This is a genomic window from Luteimonas endophytica, assembly GCF_029887875.1.
Classification (GTDB): Bacteria; Pseudomonadota; Gammaproteobacteria; order Xanthomonadales; family Xanthomonadaceae; genus Luteimonas; species Luteimonas endophytica.
The window spans coordinates 116,040-136,925 of the sequence record NZ_JARXRM010000025.1 but is presented as its reverse complement, the minus strand read 5'-3'; the positions used below and the strand labels follow the sequence as shown (position 1 = coordinate 136,925).

Genomic DNA, 20,886 nt, shown 5'->3' with positions numbered 1-20,886 from the left:
GGGCCGGGCCCGGCAGCGCGGTTGACCCTCGTGCGGCCCGCCGGCTAGAATCGCCGGTTCTTTCCGTTGCGTCTGCACGAGAGCGTCACCATGGCCACCAAGCGCACCTACCAGCCCAGCAACCTCAAGCGCAAGCGCGACCACGGCTTCCGTGCCCGCATGAAGACCGCCGACGGCCGCAAGATCCTGGCCCGCCGCCGCGCCAAGGGGCGCAAGCGCCTGACGGCCTGATCCGTCGCCCGCGTGGCCGCCCGCTGGCGGCCCGGTCCCCAGCTTCCACCTTCCGATGACCGCCCGCTTCCCCAGGCAGGCCCGGGTGCGCGCGCGCGCCGATTTCGACCGGGTCTTCAAGCAGGGCCGCCGCACCGCAGCGCCGCTGCTGGCGCTGCACTGGCTCGACGACGGCGCGCCGCCGCGGCTCGGCCTGGCGGTGTCGCGCAAGGTGGACGCCACCGCGGTCGGCCGCAACCGCATCAAGCGCGCGCTGCGCGAACAGTTCCGTGCGTTGCGCCCACGGCTGCGCCCCGGCGCCTATGTGGTGGTGGCGCGTCCGGCCGCCGCGAATACCGCATCCGCGCTGCTGCGGGCCGCGATGGTGTCGGTGCTCGCCAGGGCCGCCGCGTTGCCGCCACCGCCCCCGGGCGGCACAATGCCCGGCGCTTCCTCCGCGTGCGATCCGATCCCCGCCCCCACGCCGGCCGCTTCCGGCGAATGAGCCTGCCTGCCTGATGAACCAGACCCGTACCTTCCTGATCCTCGCCTGGCTGATGGTGGCGACGCTGCTGTGGATGGAGTGGAACCGGGACAAGGCAGCGTTGCCGGAAGTCGCGCCGAGCGGCCAGAGCGCCGGGGCGACGCCGGCCGCACCGGCAACGGACGGCGGCAGCGGCGCGATCCCGGCGGCCCCGCAGGGCCCGGTGGCGCCATCCGCGGCCGCGGTTCCGGAACCGGGGATGCAGGCGGCCGCGACGGATGCCGGCGATGCGGCGGTCACCGTGACCAGCGACGTGCTGCAGCTCACCCTGCGCGCCGGCAACGTGGTCGACGCCGCGCTGCTGGGCTATCCCCAGACCCGCGACGAGGGCAGCCCGCCGGTCAAGCTGTTCGACAGCGATCCTGCCGGCTACTACGCCGCGCAGAGCGGCTGGGTGAGCGCGGCCAGCGCCGCCCCCAACCACGAGAGCGGGTTCGTCCCGGAAGGCGGCGAGCGCGCCTACCGGGTGGTCGAAGGCGCCGGCGAGGTGAGCGTGCCGTTCCTGTGGCGCGGACCCGATGGCGTGACCATCCGCCGCACCTTCACGGTGCGCCGCGGCTCCTACGCGATCGACGTCCAGGACACCGTGGTCAACGCCGGCGCCGACCCCTGGCAGGGCTTCGTCTACCGGCAGCTGACGCGGGTGCCCCCGGCGGTCAAGCGCGGCATGACCAACCCGGAATCCTTCAGCTTCAGCGGCGCCACCTGGTACAGCGACGGCGAGGGGTACGGCAGGCGCACCTTCGGCGATTTCGCCGACGACGGCCCGCTCAACCTGGAAGCCCGGGAAAGCTGGATCGCGATGCTCCAGCACCACTTCTTCAGCGCCTGGATCCCCGAGCCCGAAGCCGAGACCACGATCTCGCTGCACGTCGACGGCCCGCGGCACCTGATCCGCGAGGTCGGCCCGGGCCTCAGCGTGGCCGCCGGCCAGCAGGCGACGACCAGCGCACGGCTGTGGGTCGGGCCCAAGCTGGTGCAGCAGATCAACGCCCAGGAAGTCCGCGGACTCGACCGCGCGGTCGACTACTCGCGGTTCGCGGTGTTCGCGTTCCTCGGCGAGTGGCTGTTCTGGCTGCTCGACAAGATGCACGGCTTGTTCAACAACTGGGGCTGGGCGATCGTCGGCCTGGTGGTGGTGGTCAAGGCCGCGCTGTATCCGCTCTCGGCCGCGCAGTACAAGTCGATGGCGCGGATGCGCAAGTTCCAGCCGCGCATCGCCCAGCTCAAGGAGCGCTACGGCGACGATCGCCAGAAGTTCCAGATGGCGATGATGGAGCTGTACAAGAAGGAGAAGATCAACCCGGTCGGCGGATGCCTGCCGATCCTGCTGCAGATGCCGATCTTCTTCGCCCTGTACTGGGTGCTGCTCGAATCTGTGGAGCTGCGGCACGCGCCGTGGATGCTGTGGATCCAGGACCTGACCGCGCGCGATCCGTACTTCATCCTTCCGGTGATCAACATCGCGGTGATGTGGGCCACCCAGAAACTCACCCCGATGACCGGCATGGACCCGATGCAGCAGCGCATGATGCAGCTGATGCCGGTGGTGTTCGGCGCGGTGATGATCTTCTTCCCGGCGGGCCTGGTGCTGTACTGGGTCACCAACGGGCTGCTCGGGCTGGCCCAGCAGTGGTGGTTCATCCGCAAGTACAGCGACCGGCCGGCGAAGGCCTGAGCGCCGCTGGCCGCCACCGCGCTGGCCGGGCGCCGGCGGCCCCGGGGACTCGGCATCGCGGTCCGCCGGCCGACGCCGCCCGGTTCGGCCGGCGCTTCCGGGCGCCGCCACGTGCCGTCTCTCTGCGCGCATAGACCCTGCCTGCCACCGTGACCAACGACACCATCGTCGCCATCGCCACCGCCCCCGGGGCCGGGGGGATCGGCGTGGTACGTCTGTCCGGGCCGGCGGCGCCAGCCATCGCCGAGGCGATCTGCGGCCGCAGCCTGCGTGCGCGCCACGCCCACCACGTCCGCTTCCGCGACGCCGCCGGCGAACCGGTCGACGACGGCCTAGCGCTGCTGTTCCGGGCGCCGGCCAGCTACACCGGCGAGCACGTGGCGGAACTGCAGGCGCACGGCAGCCAGCCGGTACTGCAGCTGCTGGTCGAACGCTGCTGCGCGCTCGGCGCGCGGCCGGCGCGGCCGGGCGAGTTCAGCGAACGCGCCTTTCTCAATGGCCGGCTCGATCTGGCCCAGGCGGAAGCGGTTGCCGACCTCATCGCCGCCGCCGATGTCCATGCCGCGCGCGCCGCCCGGCGCTCGCTGGAAGGAGAGTTCTCCCGGCGGGTCGAAGCGCTGGCGGCCCAGCTGTTGGCGCTGCGCGTGCAGGTGGAGGCCTGCATCGACTTCGCCGACGAACCGCTCGACACCCTCGGCGGCGAGGCGCTGGGCGCCGCCCTGGAGGCCGCCGTCGAAGCCATGGCCGAGCTGACGGCGGCCACCGAACGCGGGAGGCGCCTGCGCGACGGTCTGCACGCGGTGATCGTCGGCCCCCCCAACGCCGGCAAGAGCTCGCTGCTGAACGCCCTGGCGGGCAGCGAGCGCGCGATCGTCGCCGAGGTGGCCGGGACCACCCGCGACCTGCTGCGCGAGACGGTGCGCGTCGACGGCATCGAGCTGACCCTGGTCGACACCGCCGGGCTGCGCGAGGGTGGCGACGCCGTCGAGCGCGAGGGCATGCGCCGCGCCGCCGCCGAGCTGGCCCGCGCGGACCTGGCGGTGGTGGTCCTGGACGCGCGCGACCCCGCCGCCGGTCGCGCCGCCGTGGCCGAGGCGCTCGCGGGGGTGCCGCAGCGGCTGTGGCTGCACAACAAGGCCGACCTGCTCGGCGCCGCCGTCGAGCCGCCGCTGGAACCGGACGCGCTGCGGGTCTCCGCACGCACCGGCGCCGGTCTCGATGCGCTGGCCCGGCGGCTGCGCCAGGCGGCGCTCGGCGCAGCCCCGGCGGAGGGGGCGTTCAGCGCTCGGGCTCGCCATGTCGAAGCGCTGCGGCGAGCCGCGCGCGAGCTCGAGGCGGCCCGTGTCGCGCTGGGCGACGAGACGCTCGAGCTCGCGGCCGAGGCGCTGCGTGGCGCCCACGACGAGCTGGGCGCCATCACCGGCCGGGTGGCGCCCGACGATCTACTCGGTCACATTTTTTCGGCGTTCTGCATCGGAAAATGACCGCGGTCGCCACTGACGGAGGCGCCGGGGTGTTGACAAACCGGCGGTACTGTCGCGTCCTAGGCGCACGTGCGCCTGTGCACTCAGGGGGAGTTTCGGCAATGGTTTCCACACACGAGGGGCGCCCGCGCCCGCATTGGTATCGCTTGGCCGTCGGCGCGGGGCTCGCCTGCGCGCTGCTGGCCTGTTCCCGCGACGAGCCCGAGCCGGCCGCGCCGCCTGCGGCGGAACCCGCCGCGCCGGCCGTGCAGCAGCCGCCGCCGGCGGAGGTCGACCAGACCGCGAAGATGAGCGTCGAGGAGCTGCGCGAGGCGGCTTCCAAGGCCTACCAGGAGAGCCGGCTGTACTCTCCGGCCGGCGACAACGCCATGGAGTACTACCTGAGGCTGCGCGAGCGGCAGCCTGGCGATGCGGGGGTCTCCAGCGCGCTGACCGACCTGCTGCCGATGACCGTGATCGCCACCGAGCAGAGCCGCGACCGCGAGGACTTCGAGGAGGCGCGGCGCCTGCTGGCGCTGATCCAGCGCGCCGACGAGGAGCATCCGGCGCTGCAGCGGCTCACCGCCAGCATCGACACCGCCGAGGAAAGCGCGGCGCAGCGGATCGCCCAGCAGGAGCTGACCGCCGAGCAGGAAGCGCAGCGCCAGGCCCAGCTCGAGCAGGAGCGCCAGCGCCAGCAGCAGCAGCAGCAGGAACAGGCCGCCCGCGAACTGGCCGCGCAGCAGGAAGCGGAACGCGAAGCGGCGGCCGCCGAACAGCAGGCCGCTGCACAACGCGCGGCGGAACAGCGCGCAGCCGAGCAGCGTGCCGCGGAACAGCGCGCGGCCGAACAGCGCGCCGCGCAGCCAGCGGCCGCGCCGACGGCCGCGGACCTGCGCCCGATCAGCACCCCGGCGCCGCGCTATCCGGTCGAGGCGCTGCGCAGCGGCCAGGCCGGCGAAGTGCTGGTGGAGTTCACCATCGCCCCCGACGGGTCGGTCAGCAACGCGCGGGTGGTGCGCGCGGATCCGCCGCGGGTGTTCGACCGGGAGGCGGTCTCGGCGGTACGCCGCTGGCGCTTCGAGCCGGTCGGCGAGCCGGTCACCACGCGCCGCTCGATCGCCTTCACCCCGGGGGGCTGAGCCAGCCGGTCCGCCACCTGCGCCTGCGCAGCGAAACGCCCGGCCCAGGCCGGGCGTTTCGCTGTCCGGTTCGCATCGGGCATCGCCGCCCGGCATGGTTCAGCCGGAAACCGCGAGCTTCTCCTGCTGGTAGCGGCGCACCGCCCCCAGCCACAGCAGCGCCGCGAGCGCCAGGCTGGCGCCCAGATAGATCCCCCACACCTGCGGCGCGATCGTCTCGGCACGGATGATCTTGAGCAGCAGCTGGTTCTGCGCCAGGAACGGCACCGCGAACTGCCATAGCTGGGTCTTCACCGGGTTCACCATCAGCACGAAGGTCGGCACCATCGGCAGCAGCATCAGCCAGGTCATGTGACTCTGCGCCTCCTTCATGCTCTTGGCCGAGGCCGCCAGCAGGGTGAGCAACGAGGTGCCGATCAGCAGCATCGGTACCAGCACCAGCAGCATCCGCGCGATGGCGTGGAAGCTGACATCGAGCATGCGCGCGGTTTCCGCCATCTGCGCGCTGGCCTTGAAGGCCAGCAGCGTGAGCAGCAGCGACAGCAGGCCGAGCGTGCAGGCGGCGGCGATCTTGCCGGACACCAGCGCGCCGCGCGGCGCCGGGGTGGCCAGCAGCGGTTCGAGCGACTGCCGTTCGCGTTCGCCGGCGGTGGCGTCGAGGATCAGGTAGGCGCCGCCGAGGAAGCTCGAGAGGATCAGCAGATAGGGCAGCAGGATCGACAGCAGCATGCCGCGCCGCGCCTCGTCGCTGGCCAGGTCGCGGCTGCCGAGCGCGACCGGGCGCACCACCGCCGGGCTGATTCCGCGCGCCATCAGCCGCAGCATGCCGACCTGTTCGCCGTAGCCGGAAAGCGCGGCGCGGACGCGCGCCACGGGCACCTCGGCATTGCGGCGGGTGCTGTCGCTGATGATCTCGACCATCGCCGGGCGCCCGGCGTGCCAGTCTTCGGCGAAGTCCCGGTCGAGCTCGATGGCGACATCGACTTCCTGGCGCGCGATCGCCGCCTCGAGATCCGCGGGCGGCGCGATCGCGCGAATCCCCAGCGTCTCGAGGTGGGCGATCAGGTTCGGGGCGCGTTCGGCACCGATGACCGGGACCTCCAGCAGCTTGTCCTGCTGGGTCTTCGCACGGTTCTCGGCGAGCGCGCCCATGCCCAGCATCAGCAGCGGATACAGCAGCGGGCCCATCAGCAGGATCAGCGCCAGGGTGCGGCGGTCGCGGCCGATGTCGCGCAGTTCCTTGCGCATCACCGCCCACATCGCGGAAACGTTGTAGCGGTTCATGCCTGCAGACCCTCCTCGGAACCGATGGCGCGGACGAATGCGTCCTCCAGGTTGTGTTCGCCGAAGCGCGCGCGCAGTTCGTCGGCGCTGCCGGCCGCCACCACCCGGCCCTTGGCGATGATCACGATGCGGTCGCAGAGCGCGGCGACCTCCTGCATGATGTGGCTGGAAAAGATCACGCAGCGGCCCTCGTCGCGCAGCCGCAGCAGGAACTCGCGCATCGCCCGGGTGGTCATCACGTCGAGGCCGTTGGTCGGCTCGTCGAGGATGACGTTCTTCGGGTCGTGCACCAGCGCGCGGGCGATCGCGGTCTTGGTGCGCTGGCCCTGGCTGAAGCCCTCGGCCTGGCGATCGAGGATGTCGTCCATGTCGAGCTTGGCCGAGAGCGCGCCCGTGCGCTCGGCGATGGTCGCCTTCGACAAGCCGTGCAGTTCGCCGAAATAGGCGATGTTCTCGCGTGCGGTCAGGCGCTTGTAGATGCCGCGCGCGTCCGGAAGCACGCCGAGGATCCGGCGCACCGCGGCGGGATCGGCGGCGGCGTCGAGCCCGTCCACGCGGACCTCGCCGCTGTCCGGGCGCATCAGCGTGTAGAGCATGCGCAAGGTGGTGGTCTTGCCGGCGCCGTTGGGGCCGAGCAGGCCGGTGATGCGCCCGTCCTCGGCGCTGAAATCGACGCCGTCGACCGCCTTGACCGTACCGGTCCTGGTCTTGAACGCCTTGTGCAGTTGCTGGGCTGTGATCATCGGGATGGGCCGTGGTCGGGAATGGAGATGCGGGCGTCGCAGGCGCGTCGCCCGGTCGGTCGCGCGGCGGCGGGAAGCCGCCCCGTCGCGGCTGGGCGCGCTATGGATCCCAGCCGTTGAAGCTGGTGAACGGCGGCACGTAGGTCATGCTGTCGAGGCAGGTGGCGTCCAGCGCGGCGGCATCGGTCGACTCGACGAACTGCGCCAGCAGCTTGGGCATGCAGCCCAGCGCCAGGGTGCCGTGGCCCTGGCCGCGCAGTACCAGGTGGCGCGCGTTCGGCAGGGTCTCCAGCACCCGTTCGGCGTAGGCGGGCGGGGTGACAGGGTCGAGTTCGCCGGAGAGCAGCAGCGCCGGCAGCTCGCTGCGCAGCGGCTCGGTGAATCCTTCGCTGCGCTCGCCGCGCGGCCAGACCGCACAGGGGGCGAAGAACATCTCCGCCACCTCCGGCCCGAGCAGCGTCGCACCGGGGTCGCGGTCGGCGCCGCGATAGCGGTCGGCGTCTTCGGCGCACAGCACCGACCATTGCATGCCGCGGTTGATCTGGCCGCCGACCTGTTCGCCCATCAGCTGGGTCAGCGCCATCAACGGCGCGTAGCGCCCGTTGGCGGCCTCGTCGATCACCAGCGGCAGCAACGCGGCGGTCTGCGGGGCGTACGAGAACACGAAGGCCAGGCTGGTGACGGTGTCGGCGGTGACCGTGTCTTCGCGGCTCTCGCCGGTGGCCGGGTGGCGGTACTGGACCTCGACCGGCGCATCCTCCAGGTTGGCCATCACCGCGCGCAGTTGCGCGCGCAGGTCGGGGGAGAAGCGCTCGCGGCAGGCCGGCAGGCGCTCGCACTGCCGCGACTGCAGCCGCAGCGCCTGTTCGAAGGTATCGGCGAACTCGCCACCGATCACCAGGTCGTTCGGCACCACCCCATCGAGCACGATGCTGCGTACCCGGTCCGGGTGCCGCGCGGCGTACTGCTGCGCGACGCGGGTGCCGTAGGAGCCGCCCACCAGATTGATGCGTTCGGCGGCCAGCGCCGCGCGCACCGCGTCGAGGTCCTCCACGGCCTCGGCGGTGGTATAGAAGCGCGCATCGACCCGGCCCTCCAGCTCGGCCGCGCAACGCCGGGCATAGGCGGCCAGGGTGGCGGCATCGGGCGCCGCGAAGGCGTCCACCGCCATCTGGCGGCCGGCGCCGTCGCGACATCCGAACGGATTGGACGCCCCGGTGCCGCGCTGGTCGACCAGGACGATGTCGCGGCGCTTGCGTACCTCGCGCAGGGCGTGGGCGATATGCGGCGCCAGCTCGGTCGCCGCCTGGCCGGGCCCGCCGGCCAGGAAGAACACCGGGTCCTCCTCGGCACCGCCGCGCCCGCTCGCCGCCAGCACCGCGATGTTGAGGGCGATCTGCCGGCCCTCGGGTTCGCTGCGGTTCTCGGGCACCTCCAGGGTGCCGCAAAACGCCTCGACCCTGCTGCCGTCGCTGCCGGCGGTGCAGGGGCGCAGGGTCAGCTCCCCGAAACGGCGCGCGCCGGCGATCTCGCCGGCGGCGCCCGCCGGAACCCCGGCCTCGCAGCCGGCGAGCAGCGCCGCGGCCAGCAACATCGGTGGGATCAACCTCGCTTTCATGCCTCGTCCTCGAACAGGAATATGGATTCGATCGATTCGCCGAACATCCGGCCGATGCGAAACGCCAGCGGCAGGCTCGGATCGTACTTGCCGGTCTCGACGGCATTGACCGTCTGCCGTGAAACCCCTAGACGCCCGGCCAGTTCCGACTGTGACCAGCCGCGCGCCTCGCGCAGTTCGCGCAGGCGGCTCCTCACCGGTAGCGCCGCGCGGCCACCAACTTGCAGGCGGTGTACGGCAGCAGGTACGCCGCACGCAGCGCGGAGCTCTCGACGGCGCGCAGCGCGAAAGCCGACGCCGTCAACACCAGCGCATAGGCGGCCATGGCCGGAAGGAATTCGCGGGCGAGGGGCTTGCGGGTGTCGGGTTGCATGGCGGCGATGTCAAGGCTGCTTGACACCCAGCCTGGAGGAGGGCCCGGCCGATGTCAAGCGGACTTGACACCCGCCATGCCGCCCTACTTGCTGCTGACGTACTTTTCCCGGCGGATCCGCGCCACCGGCAGGCCATGCCCCTTCAGCGCCTCGAAGCAGGCATCGACCATGTTCGGGTTGCCGCAAAGATAGGCGATGTCGCCTTCGGCGTCGGGGGCGAACTCGTCCAGGAACTGCTGCACGTAGCCATGGCGCACGTCGGGGTGCGCCTGCGCGGAGCCGGGGTCCGGCAGTTCCCGGGAGAAGCACGGCACGAAGCGGAAGGCCGGGTGGGCGGCGGCGAAGGCGCGGAACTCGTCGCCGTACAGCAGCTCCGCCGGCCGGCGTGCGCCGAACAGCAGCACCACTTCGACGCCGCGCTCGGCCAGCGCCCGCTCCAGCAGCGGCAGCATCGCCCGGTACGGGGTCACGCCGGTGCCGGTGGCGATGAGCAGGTAGCGGCGGTTGGCATCGGTGGGCATCAGGCAGAAGCGCCCGAACGGACCGCTGGCGTCGACTTCGCCGCCCGGCTCCAGACCCTCGAACAGGGCGGTGGCGGCGCCGCCGGGGACGTAGCTCACCGCGATCTCCACCGCCTCGCCCGGGCCGAGGGCGTGATCGTGCACCGTCGCCAGGGAATAGCTGCGCTTGGTCGGCGTGCCATCGGCGTAGTGGAAGTGCACCTGCACGAACTGGCCGGGGATGAAGTCGAGCGGCTGCCCGTCGCTGCGCACGAAACTCAGGTGCGCGATGCCGGGCGCGAGCATGCGCCGATCGACGAGCTTGAGGGGAAAATGCTGGATGGCCAAGGGGGACCCGGTCGGGCGGCCGGCGGCCGCGTGAGGTGAGGGATGCGCGCCGCGGCGGTCGCAACCCCGTGCCGGCCGGCGGGGCGCCGGCGCAACGCTACGTCGCGCAGGCCTCGCCGTACGGCCGCCTATAATACCGGGATTCGTCGCGCGTCTCGCGGCACAGGCCTTCACCATGTCCCCGATTCCAGCGGAAACCGCGCCGGCGCTGTCGGTGCGCGAGCTGCGCAAGACCTACGCCGGCGGCGTGGAAGCGCTCCAGGGCGTCTCGCTCGACGTCGCCCCGGGCGACTTCTACGCCCTGCTCGGCCCGAACGGCGCCGGCAAGAGCACCCTGATCGGCATCATCTCCTCGCTGGTCAACAAGACCAGCGGCGAGGTGTCGGTGTTCGGCGTGGACCTCGCGCGCCAGCGCGACGCGGCGATGCGCCTGCTCGGCCTGGTGCCGCAGGAGATCAACTTCAACCTGTTCGAGAAGCCCTTCGACATCCTGGTCAACTACGCCGGCTTCTACGGCATCCCGCGCCGCGAGGCGCTGCTGCGCGCCGAGCAGGAGCTGCGCGCCGCGCAGCTGTGGGAAAAGGCCCAGGTGATGAGCCGCACGCTGTCGGGCGGCATGAAGAGACGGTTGATGATCGCGCGCGCGATGATGACCCGGCCGCGGCTGCTGATCCTCGACGAGCCCACCGCCGGGGTCGACATCGAGATCCGCCGCGGCATGTGGCGCACCCTGCGCGAGATCAACGCCGCCGGCACCACCATCATCCTCACCACGCACTATCTCGAGGAAGCCGAGAGCCTGTGCCGCAACCTGGCGATCATCGACCATGGCCGGATCATCGAGCAGGGTCCGATCCGCACCCTGCTGGCCGGGCTGGACGTGGAGGGCTTCGTGCTCGATATCGACGGCCCGCCGCCGGCGCCGCTGCCGCGGATCCCGGGCGTCGGCCTGCAGGCGTCAGACGATCACACCCTCGACGTCGAACTGCCGCGGGCGATGGACCTCAACCGGGTGTTCGCAGCGCTCGACGCCGCCGGCGTGCGGGTGCGCTCGATGCGGACCCGCTCCAACCGCCTCGAGGAACTGTTCGTGCGCCTGACCGGCGAGGCCGGCGCGCCGCCGGCGCGGGCGCCTGCCGTGGCGGAGCCGCGCGCATGAGTGGCGCCGCCGCCGGCGCCCCCACCACGCTGCAGCGCAACCTGGTGGCGCTGGGCACCATCGTGCGGCGCGAGATCGCGCGGATCCTGCGCATCTGGGCGCAGACCCTGGTGCCGCCGGCGATCACCATGACCCTGTACTTCCTCATCTTCGGCGGGCTGATCGGCTCGCGGATCGGCGAGATGGGCGGGGTCCGCTACATGGACTTCATCGTCCCGGGGCTGGTGATGATGAGCGTGATCCAGAACAGCTACGGCAATATCTCTTCGAGCTTCTTCGGCGCCAAGTTCGGCCGTCACGTCGAGGAACTGCTGGTCAGCCCGATGCCGGCCTGGGTGGTGCTCTCGGGCTACGTCGCCGGGGCGGTGGCGCGCGGCCTGGCGGTGGGGGTGATCGTGCTGGGCATCGCCATGCTGTTCACCACGGTGCGGATCCCGCACCCGGTGGTGACCTTCACCACGGTGCTGCTCGGCGCGACCATCTTCGCCCTGGCCGGTTTCGTGAACGCGGTCTACGCCAAGAAGTTCGACGACGTGGCGATCGTGCCGATCTTCATCCTCACCCCGCTGACCTACCTGGGCGGCGTGTTCTATTCGGTGCAGCTGCTGCCCGGCTGGGCCGAGGCGGCCACCCACGCCAACCCGATCTTCTACATGGTCAACGCATTCCGCTATGGCCTGCTCGGCCAGAGCGACGTGTCGCTGTGGACCGCCTACGCGCTGATGCTGCTGTTCGTGGCCGCGCTGGCGGCGTTGGGGTTGTGGCTGCTGCGGCGCGGGGTCGGGCTGCGCAGCTGAACGGCCGCGGGCGGCGCCCGGCCGCCCCGCCGCCACCGCGGGCCGGCCGCCCGGCCCGGTGGCCGCAATGCGCCGCGGCCTGCGTAACCGTCCGGACGGGCCGGGATTCGTTCGCCCGGGACGCACGGGGGACGGGCATGGAAAGCGAGGCGATCACAGGTTTGCTGGGGCGGGCGCGGGCTGGCGAGCCGGAGCGGTTGTCGGCGGTCTTCGAGCAGCTGTATCCCGAACTGCGGCGCCTGGCCGCCTCGCGGCTCGCCGGCGGCGACCACACCGTGACGCCCACGGTGCTGGTGCACGAGCTCTACCTGCGCGCGACCACCGGCGAGCCGCTGTCGGTCACCGATCGCCATCACTTCTTCGCGGCGGCCGCCAAGGCCATGCGCTGGATCCTGGTCGACCATGCGCGCCGCCGCCAGAGCGAAAAGCGCGGCGGCGGGCAGATCGCGGTGACGCTCACCGAGGGACTGCCGATGGACGCCGCCTCCGAGCAGGTGCTGGCCCTGCACGAGGGCCTGGAGGCGCTCGGCGAGCTGCAGCCGCGCCAGCGCGAGGTGGTGGAGCTGCACTACTTCGCCGGCCTCGAGTTCGGCGAGATCGCCGAGCTGCTGGGGATCTCCACGCGCACCGCGCGTCGCGAGTGGGAGCGCGCCCGCGCCTTCCTGTACGCGCTGCTGGGAACGCCCTGAACGCCATGGACGCCCGGCGGAAGGCGGCCTGGCGCGAGGCCGACCGGATCCTCGACCAGCTGCTCGACCTGGCCCCGGAGCGCCGCGCCGCGGCGTTGGCCGCGGCCGCCCCCGACCCCGCCATGCGCGCCCTGGTCGAGCGCCTGCTGGCCGCGCATGCCAGCGCCACCGGCCCGCTCGAGCGTGCTCCGGACCTGGCGGCGGCCGGTCCGGCCGGAGCCGCCACCCTGGTCGGCCGGCGCCTGGGCCGCTGGCGGCTGCTCGAGCAGATCGGCTGCGGGGGCATGGCCGCGGTCTATCGCGCCAGCTCGGAAGAGGCCCCGGCCGGCCAGCTGGCGGCGATCAAGGTCCTGACGCTGGGCGCCCTGGCCGCCGGCGGCCACGAGCGGTTCCTGCGCGAACAGCAGCTGCTGGCCCGGCTGCGCCATCCGGGCATCGTGCCGCTGTACGAGGGCGGCGTGGGCGAGGACGGGACGCCCTGGCTGGCCATGGCCCTGGTCGACGGCGAGCGCATCGACGCCTGGTGCCGCCGCCGCGGCGCCGACCTGGACCTGCGCATCGGCCTGCTGCTGCAGATCGCCGGAGCGCTCGCCTACGCGCACCGCACCCTGGTGATCCACCGCGACATCAAGCCGTCCAATGTGCTGGTCGACGAGCACGGCCACGTGCGCCTGCTCGATTTCGGCATCGCCCGGCTCGCCGACGAGCTGGAGCCGGAGCGGACCGCCACGGCGCTGCGCGCGCTGACCCCGCAGTACGCGGCGCCGGAACAGTTCGAGGGCGCCGCCCCGGGAACGGCGATGGACGTCTACGGCTTCGGTGCCCTCGCCTATTGCATGCTGGCCGGGCAGCCGCCGCACGGCGCGACGGGCCGCGACGACGACCGGCCGGTGCCCCCGCCTTCGCGCGCAGCCCGCGAAGACGCGGGCGGGCACGCGCGGTGGCAGTGGACGCGGCGGCTGCGCGGCGATCTCGACACCATCGTGATGACGGCCCTGGCGCTGCGGCCGGAGGACCGCTACGCCAGCATCGAGGCGATGGCGGAGGATCTGCAGCGCTGGCGACAGCGGCGTCCGATCCGCGCGCGCGCGCCCAGCCTCGGCTACCGCCTGCACCGCTATGTGGCCCGCAATCGCTGGGGCGTGGCGGCCTCGGTGGCGCTGGCGACGGCGCTGCTGGCCGGGGCCGCCGGCACCCTCTGGCAGGCCGAGCGCGCGCGCCAGGAAGCGCTGCGCGCGCGCGCGGCCGCCGAGGAGTCGCAGGCGCAGCTGATCTATCTCGGCGGGGTGCTGGAGGCGCTGGCGCCGAGTACCGAGGAGGCGCGCGAACAGGATCGCCACCAGCTGATCGCCGCCTCGGCACGGCGTGCCCGCCGCGACCTGGCCGGGCGCGAAGCGCTGCTGGCGGCGGTGGAGCTCACCCTCGCGCAGGTGGCCGAGCGCGCCGGCGACTACGCCCAGGCCGCGGAGCTGGCGGGCGCGGCGCTGGCCCGGCGCGAGGCCCGCTTCGGCGCCCACAGCGCCGAGGCCGCCGAGGCGATGGTGGTGCTGGCCAGCGTCGTCGAGCAGACCGATCCCCCCGACCGCGCGCGCGCCCAGGCGCTGGCGACGCGCGCGCTCGACATCCTGCGCCGCGCCGCGCCGCGGTCGGTCGTGCTGGTGGAGGCACTGACCCGGCGCGCGGTGCAGCTTGGCGATGACGACCGCCATGCCGACGCGATGACGCTGCTCGGCCAGGCCCAGGGCATCTGCACCCACCTGCACCAGCCGCCCGCCTGCGAGCAGGTGTTGCTGACCGAGGGTTCGCTGGCATCGCGGCAGGGCCTGCATCGCCAGGCCGAGGCGCCACTGCAGGCGTTGTGGACGCTGCGCAGCGAACGCTACGGCCCGGCCGAGGCGCGCACGCTGTTCGCCGCCAACCTGCTGGCGCAAAGCCACAGCCGCGCCGGCGAGCCGCAGCGCGCGGCCGCACTGCTGGAGCGCATCCACGCGCAGCAGCAGCGCATCTACGCCAGTCCCACCCGCGAAACCCTCGCCACCCTGCAGAACCTGGCCGAGGCCCTGGCGACCGCGGGCCAACTCGACCGGGCCCTGGAACTGCGGCTGCGGCATCTGCGCGAGGGCCATGCGCTGTTCGGCGAACGGCATGCGGAGCTGGCGGTCGGCTACGGCAACCTCGGCAGCCTGTACTTCGCGATGGGCCGCTACCAGGAGGCCGCCGACGCCTATCTGCGCGGACGCGACCAGTACGCGCAGCTGTACGGCCCCGCGCACGCCGGCGTGCGGATCTGCGAAGGCAACCATGCCGACGCGTTGCGCGAGCTCGGGCGCGCCGGCGAGGCGCTGCCGCTGCAGGCGCGTTCGCTGGCCGGACTCGGCGAACTGTTCGGCACCGACTCGGCACGCTACGCCACGCGGCTCGGCAACCTGGCGCGCACCGAGGCGGCGCTCGGCCGGGCCGCGGCCGCGCTGCGCCACTACGACCAGGCGATCGCCCTGTCTCGGGCGCGGTCGCCCGATGGTCACGAAGCCTGGGTGCTCGAGGCCTACCGCAGCCTCGCGCTGCTGCAGCTCGAGCGTGTCGCCGAGGCGCGCGCGGGCGCGGCTCGCGCGCTGCACGAGATCGAGGCCCGGCTCGGACCCACCCACCGCTACAGCGGCGAGGCCCTGGCGGCGCTGGTCGCGGTGGCCTGCGCCAGCCCGGCCGATGCCGGCTGCGCCACGCTGCGCGCGCGGGCCGAGCAGGCGCTGCTGCGCCCCGGGCTGGCCGGGGGGGTCCGGCACAAGCTCGTCGCCACCCTCGGCGCCGCCGCGCCGCAGGCGCTGGCCGGGGGAGACTGAAGTACCCCCGCCGAGGCCGCCGGCGCGCCGGCTGGCCATCGCGGGCGCCGAACTGCGGATGCATGCCCAGGTGCGATCGCACCGCGGCCGCGCGGCGGCCGCCACGGGCCGGGCCGGCCGCTTCCGGCCCATGCATACGGGAACATGGCACATGAAGATCTCCTGCACGCGTCATCCGCTGAGCGCGGCGTCGCTCCTCGTCCTGGGCCTGATGGCCGGTTCCGCGGTGGCGGGCGAGACCTGCGAACTGAGCAGTGGAGGCGACGGCGGCGCTTCCGCGGTGCCGCTGGACGCGCTCGCCTGCGGCAGCGCCGCAGCCGCCTCCGGGACCGTTTCCACGGCGTTCGGAACGGGCGCCACCGCATCCGGGCTGGCTTCGACCGCGATCGGCAACATCGCCGCCGCGTCGGGCAACCAGGCCACCGCGGTGGGCAGCAACGCCGAGGCGAGCGGGTTCGATGCCGCCGCCTTCGGTGCCAACAGCAACGCCAGCGGTGGGCTGAGCGCCGCGGTCGGCACCAACAGCGACGCCTCCGGCGGCTACGCCACCGCCATTGGCGTGCAGAGCACGGCGGCCGGCCTGCGCAGCACCGCGCTGGGTTTCGGCAGTCAGGCCAGCGCCGCCGGCAGCACCGCGCTCGGCTTCGAAAGCCTCGCAGACGCGGCCGGCGCGGTCGCGGCGGGCGGCTGGCTCGATGAAAACGGCAACGGCATCGTCGACGCGCACGAGACCACCGACGCCAGCGCGAACGGCGCCAGCGCGTTCGGCGCCGCGGCCAAGGCGACCGGTTCGTTCAGCATCGCCAGCGGGGCCTTCAGCCGCGCCGCGGGGGTCGCGTCCACGGCCAGCGGCCTGCGCAGCCACGCCGAGGGTCTGCGCACCACCGCGATCGGCGTGGACAGCCATGCGCTCGGCATCAGCAGCCTCGCGCTGGGCGACTCCAGCGCCGCGGAGGGCGACTTCAGCGTCGCAGTCGGCCGTTCGGCGCTGACGCAGGCCGAATACGCGGTGGCGGCCGGCTACGACAGTCGCGCGACCGACCGAGAAACGGCCGCATTCGGCGCCAACAGCCTGGCCAGCGGCGCGGGAGCAACGGCCTTGGGCGCATCCGGGACCGCCGCGGGCGCCAACGCGACCGCGGCCGGATACTTCAGCAGCGCCGCCGGCAGCCAGGGTGCGGCGTTCGGTGCGATCAGTTCGGCCGGCGGCGCCCAGAGCACGGCGATCGGTGCGGTCTCCAGCGCCAGCGCGGACGCCGCCAGCGCGCTCGGCCACACCAGCCTGGCGAGCGGCTTCGGCAGCACCGCGCTGGGCAACAGCAGCCAGGCCACGGCGGTGGGCAGCGTCGCGCTGGGGTACGGCTCGGTCGCCGAGCGCGACGGCACCGTTTCGGTCGGTACAGCGGTCAGCGGGCGCCAGATCGTCAACGTGGCGGCCGGCACCCAGGGCACCGACGCGGTCAACCTCGACCAGCTGCAGTCCACCCTGGCCACCGCCAACGCCTACACCGACACCGCGGTCGCCACCGGCGGCACCGCCACCAATGCCTACACCGACAACCGCGAGGCGGCGATCCGCACCGACATGGACGCCGGCGACGCCGCCACCCTGAGCGCCGCCAACGCCTACACCGACACCAGGATCGCCGATCTGGCCGGCTTCGACCCCACCGCTCTCGACGGGCGGATGGAAGCGCTCGAGGACGGCTTCGCCGACATCGACGGGCGCCTGCACCGCCAGGACCGCCGCATCGACCGCCAGGGCGCGATGGGCTCGGCGATGCTCAACATGGCGATGAACGCCGCCGGCAGCGCCAGTCCGCGTGGACGCATCGCGGTCGGCGCGGGTTTCCACGGCGGCGAGCAGGCGCTGTCGATCGGCTACGGCAGGCGCATCGGCCAGCGCGCCTCGTTCTCGCTCGGCGGCGCCTTCAGCGGCGGCGAGCGCTCGGGCGGCATCGGCTTCGGCGTGGACCTCTGAGGGCGGGCCGCGGTGCGGCCCGCTGACCCGGCGGTCGCGAAAGGCGCGGTGGCAGGCGCGGCTACAATGGCCCGCCATCCACGCCCGCGCGTCGTCGTGCCGAGCAGCTTCGGCACCGCCGGGATCCTCCCAAGGAGTCTTCGTGTCCGCAGCCAAGCCGGTAGCCCTGTTCCGACTCGCCTTCCTCGCCGCCCTGATGCTGGGAGCCGCCGCCTGCAGCGGCGAGCCGCCGGCGGAGCAACCGGCCGGGTCCGCGCCCCCCGGCGCCCCGGCCGGCGGCATCGCCGCCCCGCCGGAGATCGAGGCGGCGCCCACGCGGCCCGAGGGCGATGCCGCGCCGGCAGCGCCGAGCGAACACATGCCCGCGGTCGGGCTCAGCGCCGACGGGCACCCGCACACCTGGGCTTCGGCGGCGCAGATCGGCGGCAGCATGTTCGCGTTGGCCGAAGCCTGCGATCACCCCTCGGTCGAAGATCCCGCGGCGGCGCGTGCCGAACAGCGCCGCGCCAGCGAATCCCTCGGGGTCGACCCGGACGATTTCATGGCAGTACTGGACTGGGCCCACGCCCAGGCCAGCCGCAAGCTCGATGCCGCCTCCGACGAGCAGCGCGAGGAGTCGTGCCGCGAACTGCGCGGCCTCGAGGCCATGGTGACCCCGGATCCGGCCTGATCCCGGGTGCGGTCAGGCCCGCGCCGCCGCGGGCAGGCGGAAGAACGCCGCGGCGGTCGCGGCCGTGGCGGCCGCGGTCGCGGCGGGTTCCTCGCCGCGGTCGCGCGCCAGCTCGGCGACGATGTGCGGCAGGAACGCCGGTTCGTTGCGGCGCTCCTTCGGCGGCGGCCGGAGCGTGCGCGGCAGCAAATAGGGGGCGTCGGTCTCGACCATCAGCCGGTCCGCTGGGATGCTCTTCACCAGTTCGCGCAGGTGCGCGCCGCGGCGCTCGTCGCACAGCCAGCCGGTGATGCCGATGTACCAGTCGCGGTCCAGGCATTCGAACAGCTCGGCGCGGCCGCCGGTGAAGCAGTGCACCACCGCAGGGCCGATCCGGCCCTCGAACCCGCGCATGATCGCCACGAAGTCGGCGTGGGCATCGCGCTGGTGCAGGAACAGCGGCTTGCCGGTATCGGCCGCGATCTCGAGCTGACGTTCGAACGCGCGGCGCTGCGCCGGCCGTGGCGAGAAGTCGCGGAAATAGTCCAGCCCGCACTCGCCCACCGCCACCACCTCCGGGTGCGCGTGCAGCGCGCGCAGCTCGGCGTCGCATTCGTCGGTGTACTCGGCGGCGTGGTGCGGGTGCACGCCGGCGGTGGCGTACAGCGTTCCCGGGTGCGCCCGGGCCAGCGCCAGCGCCTTCGGCGAATGTTCGCGGCTGGCGCCGGTCACCACCATCCTCGCCACCCCCGCTGCAGCGGCGCGCGCCAGCACCGCGTCGCGGTCGCGGTCGAAGCTGTCGTGGGTGAGGTTGGCGCCGATGTCGATCAGTTGCATGGGGCGGTCTTGGAACCCGGGGGCCCCATTGTAGGAGCGCGCCATGCGCGCGAAGGCCGGCGGGTCGCCCACGCCCGGGATCACCGCCAACCTCCCCGGCGCCTCCCGGGTTATTCACGGTGGCGGGCCGCTTCGCCGGGGGTGCGCCGCCCCGCGCCGTCCGCCGCTCAATCGAGCAACTGGCAGGTGGCGGGGGCGCTGCTCTCGAACAGCGCCGCGGTGGCCCATTGCGGATGGTCGATGAAGGGATTGCGGTTGCCCTGGAAGCTGTACACCACCTGGTTGCGTTCGCGCTCGGCGCTGTCCGGCGGGTCGGCGGCATGCCAGGCGAGCAGGGTCGACAGCAGCCCCATGTAGGCCGGCGAACTCGAAGTGACCACGATGCGGCTGCGGTCGTCGGTCAGTTCCAGGTCCGGTTCGGACTGCCCGGTGGCGGGATCCGCGCCGCCCTCGTAGCGGATCGCCATGTACATCACCGCGCGCGCGATGTCGCCCTTGCGGTGACCCCAGACCTCGAACGCGCCGCCGTTGCCGTCCGGGCTGCGCACCCAGTTGGAATTGCCCGGGTAGGCGCCGCTGCCGCCGCCGACGCCGCCGTTCGCCTCGGTGACCCGTTCGCCGCAGTTGGCGCTGGCCGGGCAGTCGGCGAAGGGCCGGTTGCCGCGCGCGGCGTTGTAGCCGGTGTCGCTGAGGTAGAGCATGTGCGCGTCCGTGTAGGGCGCATTCGGCAGGCCGCGGTCGCCGGTGCGGCTGCCGAAGCCCAGCGAGTTGGGCCAGGTGTGCTCGCGGTTGTAGGTCGCGCCGCTGCCGGTACCGGCGCGCGCATCGCCCTTGGCGTAGCTGCGGTTGCGGTACACGTCGCGGACCCGGCCCGGGTCTGCGGGATCCTCGTCGGCGATCTCCAGGATCGCCCAGGCGTCGGTGCCGCCGCCGCTGTACGGATACACGGTGTGGCCGCGGAGGGTGTGGTGCAGCGAGCAGCGCAGCTGCTCCGGGCTGGAAGGATTGACCCGCCCGTAGTAGTCGCCGCTGTCGCCGCCGCCGCCGGCCACCGTGAACCCGACTTGCAGATCGCTTTCGGGATGGCTGCCGTCCTGGTCGGCGACCGCGGCCGCCAGCATCGTCAGGGTGCACGCTTCGCCGCCATGCAGCGCGGTGCCGGTGGAGATCGCGAGGACGTCGCCGCTGGCGGCGTGATCCAGCGCCACCGGGCCCGAGACCGAGCATTCCAGCACCAGAGCGCCGGCGGCCAGCGCCACCGGCTCGCTGAACTCGATGGCCAGATCGCCCGCCGCGGGAAAATCGGCGGCGCCGTCGGCGGGGGTGGTGGCGACGACCTGCGGCGCGGCGTTGCCGCTCCCGCCGCCGAAGGTCTGCCCGTCGTTGCAGGCGCCGAAGCTCGCCGGCACGCCGCCGGTCCAGGCGAAGCCGGGTGCGCCGACGCCGTCGCCGTGCAGCTGTAGCGAGGTGCCGGCGGCAGTCGCGGATCCCTCGGCCAGCGGCAGGTTGTCGCTGGTCGTGCCGGCGGCCGGGCCGTCGGCCGCGGTGATCGTGCCTTCGTAGCTGAGGAACTGGACGACCCGGCCCTGGCCATCGACCAGGGCCATTCCGTCCGCCGCTCCGTTCTGCAGTCCGTTGGCCGGGAAGGCGACGGTGGCGACGCGCACGCTGCCCCCGCAGCTGGCGGCCTGGCCGTCCGGGACCGCGTGGCTGCCGTAGCTGCGGGCGCTGCCGGGCGTGCTGCCGCCGTTGTAGAGATGCAGGCGATAGCCGCCGAGATCCTCGCCCGCGGTGGACACCACCTCCACCGCCTCGCCGCGGTCGGCCCCGGCGTTGTCGTAGTGCAGCTCGTTGACGAACACCGCGGCCGACAGCGGCAGCCCCGGCAGCAGCAGCGCCATGCCGAGCGAGAGCGCGGGCAGCGGCCCGCGCAGCGGGGAGCGGTGGCGCGTGCGGGGATTTCGCATCCGGGATGTCCTGTGGTGAGATGACCGCAACGAATCTATCGGCCGCCTGCGACCGCCGACACC

Annotated in this window: 19 protein-coding genes; 11 read left to right on the top strand and 8 right to left on the bottom strand. The window is 73.2% G+C overall.

Features of this window, described 5'->3' with window-relative positions:
* The first annotated feature begins 90 nt into the window (after positions 1 to 90).
* From rpmH to QFW77_RS06295, 5 genes are all read left to right on the top strand, one after another.
* Positions 91 to 231 (top strand): 50S ribosomal protein L34, encoded by a 141-nt coding sequence (gene rpmH / locus QFW77_RS06315; protein WP_013536759.1) that lies wholly within the window; start codon positions 91 to 93, stop codon positions 229 to 231.
* 55 nt (positions 232 to 286) lie between these two features.
* Positions 287 to 715, top strand: coding sequence for a ribonuclease P protein component (gene rnpA, locus QFW77_RS06310; protein WP_280573544.1), 429 nt, complete (start codon positions 287 to 289; stop codon positions 713 to 715).
* A 13-nt stretch (positions 716 to 728) separates the two neighbouring features.
* The gene (yidC, locus tag QFW77_RS06305) at positions 729 to 2,432 is read left to right on the top strand and encodes a membrane protein insertase YidC (RefSeq protein WP_280573542.1); all 1,704 of its coding nucleotides are present in this window, start codon (positions 729 to 731) and stop codon (positions 2,430 to 2,432) included.
* Between the two features lie 137 nt (positions 2,433 to 2,569).
* Complete coding sequence (gene mnmE, locus QFW77_RS06300) at positions 2,570 to 3,916, top strand: tRNA uridine-5-carboxymethylaminomethyl(34) synthesis GTPase MnmE (RefSeq protein ID WP_280573685.1); 1,347 nt, start codon at positions 2,570 to 2,572, stop codon at positions 3,914 to 3,916.
* Positions 3,917 to 4,017: 101 nt separating this feature from the next.
* Positions 4,018 to 5,037, top strand: coding sequence for an energy transducer TonB (locus tag QFW77_RS06295; RefSeq protein ID WP_280573541.1), 1,020 nt, complete (start codon positions 4,018 to 4,020; stop codon positions 5,035 to 5,037).
* A 99-nt stretch (positions 5,038 to 5,136) separates the two neighbouring features.
* On the opposite strand, the gene QFW77_RS06290 is transcribed toward QFW77_RS06295, so the two are convergent.
* The 6 genes from QFW77_RS06290 to QFW77_RS06265 form a co-directional block, all read right to left on the bottom strand.
* Complete coding sequence (locus QFW77_RS06290) at positions 5,137 to 6,321, bottom strand: ABC transporter permease (RefSeq protein WP_280573540.1); 1,185 nt, start codon at positions 6,319 to 6,321, stop codon at positions 5,137 to 5,139.
* Positions 6,318 to 7,064 (bottom strand): ABC transporter ATP-binding protein, encoded by a 747-nt coding sequence (locus QFW77_RS06285; RefSeq protein ID WP_280573539.1) that lies wholly within the window; start codon positions 7,062 to 7,064, stop codon positions 6,318 to 6,320. Before QFW77_RS06285 ends, QFW77_RS06290 begins: the two co-directional genes overlap by 4 nt.
* Before the next feature lie 100 nt (positions 7,065 to 7,164).
* A complete protein-coding gene (locus QFW77_RS06280) occupies positions 7,165 to 8,682 on the bottom strand; it encodes an alpha/beta hydrolase (RefSeq protein WP_280573538.1) in 1,518 nt (505 codons plus the stop codon).
* A complete protein-coding gene (locus tag QFW77_RS06275) occupies positions 8,679 to 8,879 on the bottom strand; it encodes a helix-turn-helix transcriptional regulator (protein ID WP_280573537.1) in 201 nt (66 codons plus the stop codon). Before QFW77_RS06275 ends, QFW77_RS06280 begins: the two co-directional genes overlap by 4 nt.
* On the bottom strand, positions 8,876 to 9,055 hold the full coding sequence (locus QFW77_RS06270) for a hypothetical protein (protein WP_280573536.1): 180 nt from the start codon (positions 9,053 to 9,055) through the stop codon (positions 8,876 to 8,878). The genes QFW77_RS06275 and QFW77_RS06270 overlap by 4 nt, the downstream gene beginning before the upstream one ends.
* A gap of 84 nt (positions 9,056 to 9,139) precedes the next feature.
* On the bottom strand, positions 9,140 to 9,904 hold the full coding sequence (locus tag QFW77_RS06265; protein WP_280573535.1) for a ferredoxin--NADP reductase: 765 nt from the start codon (positions 9,902 to 9,904) through the stop codon (positions 9,140 to 9,142).
* Positions 9,905 to 10,079: 175 nt separating this feature from the next.
* Between QFW77_RS06265 and QFW77_RS06260 the strand changes: the two genes are divergently transcribed.
* The 6 genes from QFW77_RS06260 to QFW77_RS06235 all read left to right on the top strand — a co-directional run bounded on the left by QFW77_RS06260 (position 10,080) and on the right by QFW77_RS06235 (position 18,040).
* Positions 10,080 to 11,063 carry an ABC transporter ATP-binding protein gene (locus tag QFW77_RS06260; RefSeq protein ID WP_280573534.1) on the top strand — a complete coding sequence of 328 codons (984 nt, stop codon included), beginning with the start codon at positions 10,080 to 10,082 and terminating at the stop codon, positions 11,061 to 11,063.
* Positions 11,060 to 11,860, top strand: a complete 801-nt coding sequence (locus QFW77_RS06255; RefSeq protein WP_280573533.1) for an ABC transporter permease — start codon at positions 11,060 to 11,062, stop codon at positions 11,858 to 11,860. The genes QFW77_RS06260 and QFW77_RS06255 overlap by 4 nt, the downstream gene beginning before the upstream one ends.
* Positions 11,861 to 11,997: 137 nt before the next feature.
* Positions 11,998 to 12,549 carry an ECF-type sigma factor gene (locus tag QFW77_RS06250; protein WP_280573532.1) on the top strand — a complete coding sequence of 184 codons (552 nt, stop codon included), beginning with the start codon at positions 11,998 to 12,000 and terminating at the stop codon, positions 12,547 to 12,549.
* A gap of 5 nt (positions 12,550 to 12,554) precedes the next feature.
* Positions 12,555 to 15,389, top strand: a complete 2,835-nt coding sequence (locus QFW77_RS06245; protein WP_280573531.1) for a protein kinase domain-containing protein — start codon at positions 12,555 to 12,557, stop codon at positions 15,387 to 15,389.
* A gap of 151 nt (positions 15,390 to 15,540) precedes the next feature.
* Positions 15,541 to 17,370, top strand: coding sequence for a YadA-like family protein (locus QFW77_RS06240; RefSeq protein WP_280573530.1), 1,830 nt, complete (start codon positions 15,541 to 15,543; stop codon positions 17,368 to 17,370).
* A 142-nt stretch (positions 17,371 to 17,512) separates the two neighbouring features.
* The gene (locus QFW77_RS06235) at positions 17,513 to 18,040 is read left to right on the top strand and encodes a hypothetical protein (protein WP_280573528.1); all 528 of its coding nucleotides are present in this window, start codon (positions 17,513 to 17,515) and stop codon (positions 18,038 to 18,040) included.
* 12 nt (positions 18,041 to 18,052) lie between these two features.
* Here the strand turns inward: QFW77_RS06235 and QFW77_RS06230 are convergent, their stop codons facing one another.
* Both QFW77_RS06230 and QFW77_RS06225 read right to left on the bottom strand, forming a co-directional pair.
* A complete protein-coding gene (locus tag QFW77_RS06230; RefSeq protein ID WP_280573527.1) occupies positions 18,053 to 18,856 on the bottom strand; it encodes a TatD family hydrolase in 804 nt (267 codons plus the stop codon).
* 167 nt (positions 18,857 to 19,023) lie between these two features.
* Entirely contained in the window at positions 19,024 to 20,823 is a 1,800-nt protein-coding gene (locus tag QFW77_RS06225; protein ID WP_280573525.1) for an endonuclease, read from the bottom strand.
* Positions 20,824 to 20,886: the final 63 nt, after the last annotated feature.

Excerpts from the sequence above, each read along its gene's own strand:
- rpmH (WP_013536759.1), top strand. The coding sequence starts at position 91 with ATGGCCACCAAGCGCACCTACCAGCCCAGCAACCTCAAGCGCAAGCGC.
- rnpA (WP_280573544.1), top strand. The coding sequence starts at position 287 with ATGACCGCCCGCTTCCCCAGGCAGGCCCGGGTGCGCGCGCGCGCCGAT.
- yidC (WP_280573542.1), top strand. The coding sequence starts at position 729 with ATGAACCAGACCCGTACCTTCCTGATCCTCGCCTGGCTGATGGTGGCG.
- QFW77_RS06295 (WP_280573541.1), top strand. The coding sequence starts at position 4,018 with ATGGTTTCCACACACGAGGGGCGCCCGCGCCCGCATTGGTATCGCTTG.
- QFW77_RS06290 (WP_280573540.1), bottom strand. The coding sequence starts at position 6,321 with ATGAACCGCTACAACGTTTCCGCGATGTGGGCGGTGATGCGCAAGGAA.
- QFW77_RS06285 (WP_280573539.1), bottom strand. The coding sequence starts at position 7,064 with ATGATCACAGCCCAGCAACTGCACAAGGCGTTCAAGACCAGGACCGGT.
- QFW77_RS06280 (WP_280573538.1), bottom strand. The coding sequence starts at position 8,682 with ATGAAAGCGAGGTTGATCCCACCGATGTTGCTGGCCGCGGCGCTGCTC.
- QFW77_RS06270 (WP_280573536.1), bottom strand. The coding sequence starts at position 9,055 with ATGCAACCCGACACCCGCAAGCCCCTCGCCCGCGAATTCCTTCCGGCC.
- QFW77_RS06260 (WP_280573534.1), top strand. The coding sequence starts at position 10,080 with ATGTCCCCGATTCCAGCGGAAACCGCGCCGGCGCTGTCGGTGCGCGAG.
- QFW77_RS06255 (WP_280573533.1), top strand. The coding sequence starts at position 11,060 with ATGAGTGGCGCCGCCGCCGGCGCCCCCACCACGCTGCAGCGCAACCTG.
- QFW77_RS06250 (WP_280573532.1), top strand. The coding sequence starts at position 11,998 with ATGGAAAGCGAGGCGATCACAGGTTTGCTGGGGCGGGCGCGGGCTGGC.
- QFW77_RS06245 (WP_280573531.1), top strand. The coding sequence starts at position 12,555 with ATGGACGCCCGGCGGAAGGCGGCCTGGCGCGAGGCCGACCGGATCCTC.
- QFW77_RS06240 (WP_280573530.1), top strand. The coding sequence starts at position 15,541 with ATGAAGATCTCCTGCACGCGTCATCCGCTGAGCGCGGCGTCGCTCCTC.
- QFW77_RS06230 (WP_280573527.1), bottom strand. The coding sequence starts at position 18,856 with ATGCAACTGATCGACATCGGCGCCAACCTCACCCACGACAGCTTCGAC.
- QFW77_RS06225 (WP_280573525.1), bottom strand. The coding sequence starts at position 20,823 with ATGCGAAATCCCCGCACGCGCCACCGCTCCCCGCTGCGCGGGCCGCTG.